We start from the raw sequence: 12,371 nt of genomic DNA, 5'->3' as shown, positions 1-12,371 counted from the left end.
GCCGGTCCGCACCGGCTCCCGCGGTACGGGGCCGTTCGCGTCGAAGTGGTCGTTCATGTCGTGTCCGTGGCCGGGGTCAGCCGTTGATGGCGCGCAGCGCGGCGAAGACGCCGAGCACCCACAGCGTCAGCGGCAGCAGGGCGATCGCCAGCAGTGACTGCGCCAGCTCCGCCGCCCTGCCCCAGTAGGGCAGCATCCGCCGGCCGGGAACGGTCCAGGAGGCGACGGCCAGCACGGTGGCCGACGCGAGCAGTCCGCCCACCAGCAGGGGCCGGTCGGCCGCGGCGGTGTCGGCCGCGAGGGCGAGCACCAGCAGCGCCACGCCCCAGGCGCCGGGCAGGACCAGCGCCAGCCGCTGCCACACGTTGACCATGCCCCGGCCGTGCACCAGCAGGAGCACGGCGAGCACCACCGCGGTCAGGACCTCGGGGAGCGCCGGGTTGCGGCTCAGCGGCACCAGGCAGCCCGCGCACAGGATGCCGGAGGCGGCGTAGAGGCCGGTCATCCAGCCGCTCGCCAGCTCGGTGCGGGTCGTCACGTCCGCGCCGTTGTAGGGCTCGATACCCTCCTGGAGCTGCTGCGGGTTGGTCGGCAGGGCCGGCATGCGCATCCCGGCCAGCTGGAAGGACAGAGCGGGCACGAAGCCGCCCAGCAGCACGGCCAGCGACGCCACGGCTGCCGCCGCACCGTCCACGCTCAGGTCGAACAGGCTCATCAGGACACCCGCCAGCACCCCGGCCAGCGACACCAGCGCCGAGGCCACGAACAGCGGCGTGCGTACGGCGGTCAGGGCGAGTGCGAGCACCGCGCTGCCCGCGCAGGCGGCCGCGGCGGCCAACAGCCGGGCGCCCAGCACCTGGTTGGCCTGGGGGCCGGCGATCTCACCGCCCGGCTGCAACCAGCCGGCCAGGGCCAGGAACGGTCCGGCCATGAGACCGAGCGCGGCGGCGGCAGCCGCGTCGCCCACCGCGCGACTCGCGGAGGCGGCCCCGGCCAGCAGCAGCAGTCCCGCCACACCGGCGGCGGCCATCCGCGGTGTGGTCGGACCGCCGGGCCAGGCCAGAACCACCAGTCCCAGCGTCAGGACGGCCACCGCCATGCCGAGCAGCAGACGCCGGCCGGCCGCCGCGTCCCAGCTGTGCAGCCGGTCCCGGGTCACCGTCGCGATACCGTCCACCAGGTCGTCGAGCCGTACTTCCGGCAGCGACTCGGTGTGCGGCCGCAGGTACAGGACCTCGCCGTCCTTGAGGTCCACCGCGGCCAGGGTGCTCTCGTCGTCCAGCGCGGCGCCGCCGAGGCGTTGCAGCACCCACCCGTCGTGCTCCAGGCCGTTCTCCTCGACCTCCTCGCCCGCGTAGTGCAGGACGGTGGGCAGCAGATCGGCGACGGGTACGTCGGAGGGCACCGCCAGGTCGATGGTCCTGGCCGGGGCTCTGACGGTGAGGCGGCAGAGGCCCGCAACGGAACTGTCGGTCATCGTGGGTCTCACGTCTCCATGAGTCGGGGAGGGGCCGGAGGTCGGGGCCCGAACTGGCGCGGTGCCGACGGGAGTCATGCAAGTGCCTGCTTGGACGTACGTGTCGTCGCCGTGCAGACTACTGATGGGCGGTCGAACAGAATTATGGACCCCTGCCAACGGCGTGTCACAACGTCGGGGGATCAGCGACCCGTTGTGCGGCGCCGAACCCCGATCCCCTAAGGAGCAGTTGCGTTGAGCGTGGTTCTCTTCCGCAGACCGGCCCGTCGCCGTGGCCCCGACATGCCCGAGGGCGAGCTGAGCCTGCAGGAACCCCCGACGCTCCCGGAGACCGTGCCGGACAGCTCGGCGGTATGGACGTACCTGCCGATGGGCATGATGTCCGTCTCCATGATGCTGATCTTCATCAAGCCGGGTGGCGGCAACAGTTCGTTCACCTACATCGCGCTGGGCATGATGGTGATGGCCTCCGCTGCCATGATGGTCGGCCAGGCGATGCGCAAGGCGGGTGAGCGCAAACAGCGACTACGCGGAGAGCGCCGGGACTATCTGCGCTATCTCACCCAGATCCGACGCCAGGTCCACCGGGCGGTCGTCGAACAGCAACTGGCCCTCGCCTGGCGGCACCCGCACCCCCGGACGCTGCGCACGATGGTGCGCACCACCAGGCTGTGGGAACGGCGGGTCAAGGACGAGGACTTCGGCGAGGTCCGGATAGCCGTCGGCGACCAGCAGTTCGCGATGCGGCTGAATCCGCTGTCCACCAAGCCCGTCGAGGACCTGGAGCCGCTCAGCGCACACGCCCTGCGCCGCTTCATCCGCGCCTACAGCACGGTGCCCGGCCAGCCCATCGCGCTCTATCTGCGCTCCTGGTCACGGGTACTGACCCGCGGCGACGAGGCCGCCGCTCGCGCCATGGTCCGCGCCGCACTGAGCCAGCTGGCCGTGTTCCACCCGCCGGAGGAACTGTGGATCGCCCTGTGCGTGTCCGACGAGCGGCGCGCGGACTGGGAATGGGTCAAGTGGCTGCCGCACAACCTGCATCCGCAGGAGCAGGACGGCGCCGGATCCGCCCGCATGGTGGCCGCCACCTTCAACGACCTGGAAGACCTGCTCGGCGCCGAGTTCACCGAACGCCCGGCCTTCGACCCGGACGCGGTGCCGGGCCGTGACGAGCCCTACACCGTGATCGTGGTCGACGGCGTCACCGTGCCCGCCGGTCACCGGCTGGAGGGCCCCGGCTTCCGCAACACCGTCGTCCTGGACCTCTCCGAAGCCCTCGCCTGGCGCCCCGGCCGCACCACCCTGCGCCTCGACGTGGCCCCCGACGCGGTCCGACTGGTGCGCACCGACCGCAGCCGCAAGGAGCAGACCACCCTCCTCGGCCGCCCCGACCGGGTCGGACCCGTCGCCGCCGAGGCACTGGCCCGGCTGATCGCTCCGTACCGCATGAGCCTGGCCGCCGACATCGCGGAACCCCTCAGCTCCGACGTGCAGTTGACCACGCTGCTGGGCATTCCCGATCTCTTCCGGCACACTCCCGACACTCTCTGGAAGCGCCACACCGGGGCCGCCCGACTGCGGGTCCCGGTGGCCGTCGGCGCGGACGGCACGCCCGTGGAACTCGACATCAAGGAGTCCGCGCAGGGCGGTATGGGCCCGCACGGCATGCTCATCGGCGCCACCGGCTCCGGCAAGAGCGAACTGCTGCGCACCCTGGTCCTCGGACTGGCCCTCACCAACTCCTCCGAGACGCTGAACTTCGTCCTGGTCGACTTCAAGGGCGGCGCGACCTTCCTGGGACTGGACGAGCTGCCTCACACCTCCGCCGTCATCACCAACCTCGCCGACGAAGTCGCCCTGGTGGAACGCATGCAGGACGCCCTGCACGGCGAACTCATGCGCCGCCAGGAGCTGCTGCGCGCGGCGGGCAACTACACGTCCGCCCTGGAGTACGAGCGGGCCCGCGCCTCCGGCACCCCGCTGGAGCCACTGCCCAGCCTCTTCGTCGTGGTCGACGAGTTCAGTGAACTCCTCGCCGCACACCGGGAGTTCATGGATCTCTTCGTGATGATCGGCCGCCTCGGCCGGTCACTGGGCGTACACCTGCTGCTCGCCTCCCAGCGCCTGGACGAAGGGCGCATGCACCAGCTGGAGAGCCATCTCTCCTACCGGATCGGCCTGCGCACCTTCTCGGCCATGGAAAGCCGCGGGGTGCTCGGCGTCCCCGACGCCTACCAACTGCCCTCGCAGCCCGGCGCCGGCTACCTCAAGAGCGGGGTGGAGGCACTCACCCGCTTCCGTGCCGCGTACGTCTCCGGGCCCTACCGGCACCGCCGCGGCGCCGCCGTCCAGGCCAGGGTCGCCAGCCAGGTCGTGCCCTGGACGGCCGGCTGGGTGGTCCCACGGGCCTCCGCGGTCCCCGCTCCCGACCCGGCGGAGGAGGAGACGGAGTCCGCCGAGAGCCTGCTGGCCGTGGCCGTCGACCGGCTGCGCGACTCCGGCCCCGACGCGCACCAGGTGTGGCTGCCGCCGCTCGACGTACCGCCCACCCTGGACGGTCTGCTCCCCGGCATCGAACCCACCGCCGACCGAGGCCTCAGCGCCACCCGCTGGCCCGGCACCGGACGGCTCCGGGTCCCCGTCGGCCTGGTCGACAAGCCCTTCGACCAGCGGCGCGAGCCGCTGGTGCTCGACCTGTCCGCGGGCGGCGGCCACCTCGCCATCGCAGGTGGCTCGCAGAGCGGCAAGTCCACCGTGCTGCGCGCCCTCCTCGCCTCCCTCGCCCTCACCCACACCCCGGCCGAAGTGCAGTTCTACTGCCTCGATTTCGGCGGTGGCACGCTCTCCTCGCTCACCGGGATGCCGCACGTCGCCGGGGTCGCGTCCCGCCTCGACAGCGAGCGGATCAGCCGTACGGTGGCCGAAGTCACCGCCGTGCTCAACCACCGTGAGCAGTTCTTCCTCGACCAGGGGATCGACTCCATGGCCACCTACCGGCGCCGGCGCGCGGCCGGGGAGTTCACCGACGAGGCACACGGGGACGTCTTCCTCGTGGTGGACGGCTGGGCTCAGGTCAAGCAGAACTTCGACCACCTGCTGCCCACGTTCAACCAGCTCGCCACCGGCGGTCTCAACTACGGCATCCACCTGATCACCACCACCACCCGCTGGGTGGAACTGAGCGCGCAGGTGCGTGACCAGAGCGCGACCCGGCTGGAACTGCGGCTCGGTGACCCCATGGACTCCGTGGTGGACGTACGCAAGGCGGCCCTCGTGCCGCGGCTGCCCGGACGCGGGCTCACCGTCGACGGCAAACTGCACTTCCTGACCGCCCTGCCCCGCCTCGACGGCGTCACCACCACGGAGGACCTCAGCGAGGGCGTCACCGCCCTGGTGGAGAGGATCGCCGAGCACTGGTCGGGCCGACCCGCGCCCGCCGTACGTATGCTGCCGCACCGGCTGCCCGCCTCGACGCTGCCCGCACCGGAGCTGGGCGACGGACTGCGGCTGCCGCTGGGCCAGGACGAGGAAAAACTCTCCACGGTGTGGCACGACTTCAGCCGGACCCCGCACCTGGTGGCGGTCGGCGACACCGAGAGCGGCAAGACCAACCTGCTGCGGCTCGTCGCGCAGGCGGTCACCACCCGCTACGCCCCGACCGAGGCGCGGGTCCTGGTCGTCGACTACCGGCGCGAACTCGTGGACGCCGTGCCGCCGGAGTACCAGCTCGGGCACGCCGTCTCCGTCGACGCCCTCAAGGAACTCGTCGGCGGTTCGGCGCGCGCGCTCAAGACCCGGCTGCCGGGGCCCGACATCACCCCCGCCCGGATGCGGCTCGCCGACTGGTGGCAGGGACCCAGGCTGTTCGTGCTCGTCGACGACTACGACATGGTGGTCGGCAGCAACAACTTCGACCACCCCTTCGCCCCGCTCTTCGACCACCTGGCCCTGGGGCACGAACTGGGACTGCACGTCGTCGCCGTCCGCTCCGCCACCGGCGCCGGCCGCGGCCTCAACGACCAGTTGCTGCGCCGCCTCGACGAGGCCAACACCCCGGGCGTACTGCTGTCCTGCCCGCCGTCGGAGGGCTATGTCTTCGGCAACATCAAGCCGCGCAACCTGCCTGCGGGACGTGCGCAGTACATCGCCCGGCGCAAGGCGACGCTGATCCAGACGGCTCTCGCGGAGGCGGCGGAGCCCTCCGAAGGAGGCGACGGGTCCTGACCCGGCACGCGTCAAACCGGGGAGAGCGTGCCCGGCCCGGTCCGACGCGTCGTCCGGACGGGACAAGACGGGCGGCTGCCGCCCGTCCCGTCAGGTTCCCGCGCCGCCGCTCTCGTCGGCGGCCGGGGCGCCCGCCGGCCGCCACCGGCGGGTGCGGGCCCGGGGGAGCGTCAGGGCGGCCCAGGCCACCAGGAGGATCAGCGCCGCGCCCGCCGCCGCGAACAGCGTGGCCCGGCGGACCGGAAGAGCCGCGTCGTCGTCGGGCAGCCGTACGGCGGCTCCCGGCGCCGGGGCCGCGGCGCCGGGAGCGTTCCCCGGCGCCACCTCCGTCACGGCCGCGAACGGATCGAGCCGGGGGACGACGTCGGGGTAGGCGCTCGCGGTGAGGCGGGCGGCGGTCTCCGCGCCGGTGAGGCCGGGGTGGGAGGAGCGCACCAGCGCCGCAGCCCCGGCCACGTACGCGGCGGCGAAGGAGGCACCCGAGCCGATGTAGTGCCCATTGCCGCGCGCGCCGATCCCGACCACTCCGTCACCGGGCGCCGCCAGGTCGGCGGAGCCCGGCAGCAGGGCGTCGTCCGGACGCTGCCCCTGCGCGTCGACGTCCAGCACCGACAGCACACCGGGCTGCGAGGCGGGCCAGTAGTCCCGCGGGGCCGGCTCCTCGTCCTGCGCCGAGGACTGGGCCCCCGAGGACTTTGCCGGACGGTCGGGCACGGCCGCCGCGATCACCAGTACGTCCTTCGCGAGGGCAGCCTCGACGGCCTTCGTCAGTCCGTCCGACCCCTGTACCAGAGCCGGCGAGACGGTGATCACGTCGGCGCCCGCCGCCGTCGCCGCGGCGATACCCGACGCGACGCTCCGCGCGGTGGCCGCACCCCGTTCGTCCGTGCCGCGCACCGCGAGGATCCTCGCCCGCTGGGCGACCCCCGCGAACCGCACCCCGTCGACGGTGGCCGCGGCGACCAGCCCCGCGACGAAACTCCCGTGCCCCACGCAGTCCTGACCCGCGGAGCCCACCGCGGTCACCCGGCCGGACAGGGCGGACGCCGTCGTGGACACTCCGGTGTCGACCACCGCCACCGTCACCCCGGAACCGTCCGAGAACGGCCAGGTGCGCGTCAGTTGGAGACTCCGCTGCTCCCAGGGCACGGTCGTGGCCCGCTGGGCGGAGGCGCTGGTGCAGACCGCGTCGGCGTCCAGCCGCGCGGGCATCACGGGCAGCCGCACCGGCGCTTCGTCCGCGGCGGACGCCTCGGCCCCGCTGACCAGTGGCAGCAGGGTTCCCAGGCACAGGCACACGGTCAACATCCGTGCCGAGCGGTGGAGATGAGCCGGAGGAGGGCGCCGAGACATGTCCCGCATCCTACGGGCAGCCGCCGGACGCGGGAGGCCGCCCCCTCACCCCTTTGGCGTCGGCGTCCGCACCCCGGGCACATCGCCGGGCAGCAGGAGCCGCAGGTCGTCGAGGCCCGGTGCGGCCATGGCGCTGACCCGGCCCGCCTGCCTGGTCATCATGGACTCCAGGACCTGCCGGGCCAGCCGTCCGTTGCCGAAGAAGCGGTCGCGGGGCAGGGAGTCGAAGTACTCCCGCAGCAGCCCGCCGACGCCGGGTCCGCACTCGTAGCCCGAACCGTCCGCGTGCATGCGGACGATCGTGACCAGCTCGTCGGAGGTGTAGTCGGCGAACTCCACACGCCGCGAGAACCGGGACGACAGACCCGGGTTGGACGCCAGGAAGGACTCCATCTCCCGGGTGTAGCCGGCCACGATGACGACCACCTCGTCGCGGTGGTCCTCCATCAGCTTCAGCAGGGTGTCCACGGCCTCCTGGCCGAAGTCCGAGCCGGAGCCGCTTCCCGGCGTGAGCGTGTAGGCCTCGTCGATGAACAGCACGCCTCCACGGGCCCGTTCGAAGACCTCGCGGGTCAACTGAGCGGTGTGGCCGACGAACCGCCCCACCAGGTCGGCCCGCGCCACCTCGACGAGCTGGCCCTTCGGCAGCACGCCGAGCGAGACGAGCAGTTCGCCGTAGAGGCGGGCGACGGTGGTCTTGCCGGTGCCGGGCGGGCCGGTGAAGACCAGATGGTGGCTGACCCGGGGACTCGGCAGCCCGGCCGCCTCCCGCCGCCGGGCGGTCGACAGCAGGTTGACCAGATCGGTGACGTCGCGTTTGACGGCCGCCAGCCCCACCATGTCGCCGAGCCGGGACAGGGCGTCACCGCGGTCCGGCTCGCCCGCCTCCCCGTGCGGTCCGGCCGGGACCTGTATCCCCACGTCCTCGGGGACCAGCAGGCTCAGATCCCGTTCGCTCACCTCGGGCTGGGTGGCCAGTCGTACGGCCTGCCGGTCGACCATCTCCTCGAACACCTGGCGGGCGGCACGGCCGTTGCCGAACGTGGCGTCCTTGGGAATGCCCTCGAAGTGCACGGCGAGTGCCGCGCTGGTGCCCTCGCCGAGCTCGTACTGGTGCCGGGCGCACATGGTCTCCACGATGGCCACCAACTCGGGCACCGCGTAGTTCTCGAACTCCACGGTCCGCGAGAAGCGGGACGCCAGACCGGGGTTGCTGCCGAGGAAGGACTGCATCTCGCCGGAGTAGCCCGCGGCGACGACCACCACGTCCTCGCGGTGGTCCTCCATCAGCTTCAGCAGGGTGTCCACGGCCTCCCGCCCGAAGTCGGGCCCCGAACCCCCGCTGTGGGAGGTCAGGGTGTACGCCTCGTCGATGAACAGCACCCCGCCCAAGGCCCTGTTGAAGGTCTCGGTGGTCTTGATGGCGGTACCGCCGATGACCTGGGCGACCAGATCGGCCCGCGAGACCTCGACCAGGTGCCCGGAGCGCAGCGCGCCCAACTGGGCCAGCACGGTGCCGTAGAGGCGGGCGACGGTGGTCTTGCCGGTGCCGGGCGGGCCCGCGAAGACCAGGTGACGGCTCATCGGCGGTGCCGACATGCCCAGTTGAGCCCTGCGCTGGGCAAGCTGGGTGAGATTGACGAGCGTGCGGACCTGCTGCTTGACGTTGGCGAGGCCGATCAGCCCCTCCAGCTCGGCGAGCGGGCCGATCTCCCCGGGCGCCTCCACGCCGTCCGGCGCGGTTCCGGCCGGGTCGGTTCCCTCGGCGTCGCCGTAACCCCAGGCGTCCCGACGGCCGTTGCCGCTGGTGGTGAGGGACTCGACGGCCAGCCGGTCGCCGGGCTGGGACTGGACCAGGCCGCTGCCCGCGTTGTCGCGGACCGTGCAGTTGACGACGGACACCGGCAGGGTGGTCTCCACCCGCAGTCCGTCTTTGCCGCTGCCGGCCAGGGTGCACCCGTTGAGCGAGGCGCGCCCGCCCTGCCGGATCACGGCGCCGCACTCCGGGGCGCCGACCACCTGGAGCCTGGTGCCGGTCAGTTCGCCCTCCGCCTCGACGAGCACGCCGTCCGCTCCGGCCTCGCGGATCTCGCAGTCGCGGGCCGTGAGGGTGCCGTCGGTGCCCACGAACAGGCCCGCGGTGGTCGGCGCGAGCACGGTGGTGCCCCCGACGTAGAGGTTGCCCGCGCTCTCCACGTGGACGCCCGCCGCGCCGGTCCTGGCGATCTCGCTGTCCTCCAGCCGTCCCCGGCCGTCCTTGGCGACCTCGACGCCGTTGCCGCCCGCGTCGATGATCCGGGCGCGGCGGATCATCGGGTTGGCACCGGTCGCGATCCGGATACCGGCGCCCGCGGTGTCGACCACCTCCACCCGGTCGAGTTCGGCGGTGGACTCCTCCTCCAGCAGCAGCCCGGACGAGGCCGCGCAGTCCCGCACGGTCAGCGAGGTCAGCGACGGCGATCCGGACCCGGTCACCCGCAGCGCCGGCGCCTGGGAGGAGTCCAGCCAGCAGTCCTCGTAGGTGCCGCGACCCCGGTCGGTGACCAGCAGGCCGTTGCCCCCGGTGCGGGCCGTACGGCAGCGGCGCAGCAACGGGTCGCTGCCCTGCGAGACGACGAAGGCCGGACCGGTGGTCGCGGTGACCCTGATGTCCTCCAGCACGGTGCGGGAGGCACTGGTCAGATGCACGCCGATCGCGACGTCGTGGACGACCGTGCGCAGGATCCGCGTGGTGCAGCGGCCCTCCAGCGCGACGGCCGGCTGGTCGGTGGAGGAGATGTCGCAGTCCTCGACGGATCCCTGGGCGTCGCCGTTGGCCAGGATCCCGTTGGCCCGCGCGTCACGCACGGTGCAGCCGCGCACCGAGACCCGGCCGCGTTCCCCGATCACCACACCCGACGTGCCCAGATGCTCGACGGTGCAGGACTCCAGGGAGCTCTCCACGGCGGAGGTGACGACCACCCCGGCCCCCACGCGGTTGCTGATCCGGCAGTCGCGCATCGCCAGCGAACCGGTCTCCCGGGCGAGGACGGCCGTCCACGCGGACCCGGTGACCTCGCAGCCGTCCATGGCCACCTGGCCGCGGACCGCGTCCACGGCGGGCACGTCCTCGTCCCCGCCGCGCAGCACCAGATCGGTGAGCATCACGGCGTCGGCGCGCAGACTGACCGCGCTGCCGCGCCGGGGGCGTATCTCCACCGTCCCCCGCGACTGTTCGGCGACGATGGTCACCCGTATGCCGACGACGAGGCTCTCCTCGTACGTCCCGGGGCCCACGCTGATCACGGCGCCGCTGCGCGCCCCCACGAGCGCCTCACCGATCGTGCGGTAGGCGCCGGTTCCGTCGGGGCGGACCGTCAGTACCTGGCGTGACACGCGCTCTCCATCTCTCACAGACTCACGGTGCCGATCGCCCTGGGCAGGGTGCCGACGGCCCCATCATGCCTGGCTCCACCAGGTGTTGACACGTCGGCCCGAACCGGGCCACCACCTTTCCTGTCGCGGCGGCCCATCACCGGACTCGGCCGGTGCCGTCCGGCCGCGCCGTCGGCGTCCGGTGCCCGTGACCGGTTGGACGGTGCCTACGAGAACGAAGAAGCTCTGGCAGCCGCTCCGCGCTCGGTCCGGGAAGGGTCGGCGATTGCCCGCGGTCGCCGTACGCGAACGCTTCTCCGTGGATCCCACGGACCTCCCTGGACGGTGTTTCGTCCACCGGGGCTCAGGGGGGCGCGGGTTCACGTCCTGGCCTCCCGACTCGAAGGAGTCGTCGTCCCGGGGGGGCCGGCTCCGGAAGAGATCCGGAGCCGGCCCCCCGGTCGTTCTCGCGACCCGCATGCCCGAATCGCCGGGCCCGGGAGGGACCTGCGCCCCGGAGCGAGGGCCGCGTGCCGGCGCCGGCGGTCAGGCCGTGGCCGCGAGCACCGTCGTACGTCCGCCGAGCACGCGGGAGAACGTGTCGGTCACCTGGGCCAGAGCCTCGGCCGTACCGGGCGCGACGGTGAGGGTGCCGTCCTCCCCGACCGTGAGGTCCTTGTCCACCGTGAACCACCCCGGGACGATGTGGGCCGCCCCCATCGAGCTCAGGACGGGCCGCAGCGCGTAGTCGATGGCCAGGACGTGGGCCGGGCTGCCGCCGGTGGCGAGGGGCAGCACGGTCTTGCCGGCGAGGGCGTACTGCGGAAGCAGGTCCAGCAGCGTCTTCAGCAGACCCGAGTAGGCGGCCTTGTAGACGGGGGTGCCGATCACCACCCCGTCCGCCTTCTCGAACAGGGCCGTGGCGCCGACGACCGCCGGGTGCCCGAAGTCGGCGCCCAGCAGCGCCTCGGCGGGGAGCGTGCGTACGTCCAGCGGGGTCACGTCATGGCCCTGTTCCCTTAGCCGGTCGTCCAGGTGGCGCAGCAGCCGTGCGGTGCGGGACGTGGCGGAAGGGCTTCCGGAGACGGACAGGATGGTTGCCATCGGGCGGGCCTCTCTCTTGGGTCGCTTCGGGTCAGGAATGCCGGTGGTGCCGCGTGCGGCCGGACGCGGTGCTCACCAGGCACTCGAATCGACGTCGACGACCGGCACCAGTCCGTTGCGCAGGGTCTCCAGGAACGTGACGATCTCCGCGGCGGCCGAGCGGTGCTGCAGGTCGTTCAGGACGTCGTGGTGCGCGTCGCGGACCACCGACAGGCGGCCACGGTCCAGGCTCTTCGCCGTACGGGCGAGCGCCTCGCGGTCCGCGAGCGGGTCCCGGTCGCCGACGAGGAACAGCGTGGGGACGCCGGGCTCGCCGTCGTACGCCGCTGCGAGCAGGGACGCGGGGACCGCCTCGTCGAGCGCGCCCCGCCGTGTTCCGGCGTCCGCGGTGAGCGTGGAGCGGTGGGCCGGGCAGGCGGTACGGACGTCGAGCTCGTGGTCCCAGTCCGCACCGACGGCGGCGGCGCCGGTAGGGGCCGGGAGCCCGGCGAGGACGACGGCGTCCGGCCGTACGGCGGACGGAGCACCGCCCCCGCCGGTGAGTGCCGCGACGGCGGTGGCTCCCGCGTCGGCGCCCAGCAGCACGAGCGGGCGGACGACACCCTCCGGGCCCGGGGAGACGCCCTCGACGGCCTCCGCGAGCAGGCCGTCGAAACGGCGCAGCGAGCCCGCGGGGTCGGCTGGGTCGGTGACGGGAGCGTCGACGACGCGGACGCGGTAGGCGTCGGCCGCCAGCCGGCGCCCGAGCCGGGCGTACGTCGCCCGGGTCTCGCCCCTGCCGGGCACGACGACGACGGTGCCGCGCGTGCGAAGGCCCTCCGGCCCGAAGTGGTCGGTGTACTCGGTCATACGAGGC

At 73.1% G+C, this 12,371-nt stretch carries 6 protein-coding genes; 1 reads left to right on the top strand and 5 read right to left on the bottom strand.

Translation table 11 applies throughout. From position 1 onward, the window contains the following. Nucleotides 1-76 precede the first annotated feature (76 nt). Nucleotides 77-1,477, bottom strand: coding sequence for a type VII secretion integral membrane protein EccD (gene eccD / locus OHT52_RS00670; protein ID WP_328718100.1), 1,401 nt, complete (start codon nt 1,475-1,477; stop codon nt 77-79). A 282-nt stretch (nt 1,478-1,759) separates the two neighbouring features. Between eccD and eccCa the strand changes: the two genes are divergently transcribed. Beyond that, nucleotides 1,760-5,704 (top strand): type VII secretion protein EccCa, encoded by a 3,945-nt coding sequence (gene eccCa, locus OHT52_RS00665; RefSeq protein WP_328723572.1) that lies wholly within the window; start codon nt 1,760-1,762, stop codon nt 5,702-5,704. Nucleotides 5,705-5,794: 90 nt separating this feature from the next. On the opposite strand, the gene OHT52_RS00660 is transcribed toward eccCa, so the two are convergent. The 4 genes from OHT52_RS00660 to OHT52_RS00645 all read right to left on the bottom strand — a co-directional run bounded on the left by OHT52_RS00660 (nt 5,795) and on the right by OHT52_RS00645 (nt 12,364). Further along, nucleotides 5,795-7,012, bottom strand: a complete 1,218-nt coding sequence (locus tag OHT52_RS00660; RefSeq protein ID WP_328723571.1) for a S8 family serine peptidase — start codon at nt 7,010-7,012, stop codon at nt 5,795-5,797. A 90-nt stretch (nt 7,013-7,102) separates the two neighbouring features. Next, entirely contained in the window at nt 7,103-10,432 is a 3,330-nt protein-coding gene (locus OHT52_RS00655) for a right-handed parallel beta-helix repeat-containing protein (protein WP_328718098.1), read from the bottom strand. A 525-nt stretch (nt 10,433-10,957) separates the two neighbouring features. Next, nucleotides 10,958-11,515, bottom strand: a complete 558-nt coding sequence (gene ssuE / locus OHT52_RS00650) for an NADPH-dependent FMN reductase (protein WP_328718097.1) — start codon at nt 11,513-11,515, stop codon at nt 10,958-10,960. Between the two features lie 72 nt (nt 11,516-11,587). Further along, nucleotides 11,588-12,364, bottom strand: coding sequence for an alpha/beta hydrolase (locus tag OHT52_RS00645; protein ID WP_328718096.1), 777 nt, complete (start codon nt 12,362-12,364; stop codon nt 11,588-11,590). Nucleotides 12,365-12,371 lie beyond the last annotated feature (7 nt).

It is taken from the genome of Streptomyces sp. NBC_00247 (assembly GCF_036188265.1).
GTDB lineage: Bacteria > Actinomycetota > Actinomycetes > Streptomycetales > Streptomycetaceae > Streptomyces.
The sequence above is the reverse complement of the archived record's forward strand: the minus strand, read 5'-3'. Positions and strand labels throughout refer to the sequence as shown.

Bases quoted from the DNA above. Each gene is read 5' to 3' on its own strand.
- eccD (WP_328718100.1), bottom strand. From the start codon at position 1,477: ATGACCGACAGTTCCGTTGCGGGCCTCTGCCGCCTCACCGTCAGAGCC.
- OHT52_RS00645 (WP_328718096.1), bottom strand. From the start codon at position 12,364: ATGACCGAGTACACCGACCACTTCGGGCCGGAGGGCCTTCGCACGCGC.
- ssuE (WP_328718097.1), bottom strand. From the start codon at position 11,515: ATGGCAACCATCCTGTCCGTCTCCGGAAGCCCTTCCGCCACGTCCCGC.
- OHT52_RS00660 (WP_328723571.1), bottom strand. From the start codon at position 7,012: ATGTTGACCGTGTGCCTGTGCCTGGGAACCCTGCTGCCACTGGTCAGC.
- eccCa (WP_328723572.1), top strand. From the start codon at position 1,760: ATGCCCGAGGGCGAGCTGAGCCTGCAGGAACCCCCGACGCTCCCGGAG.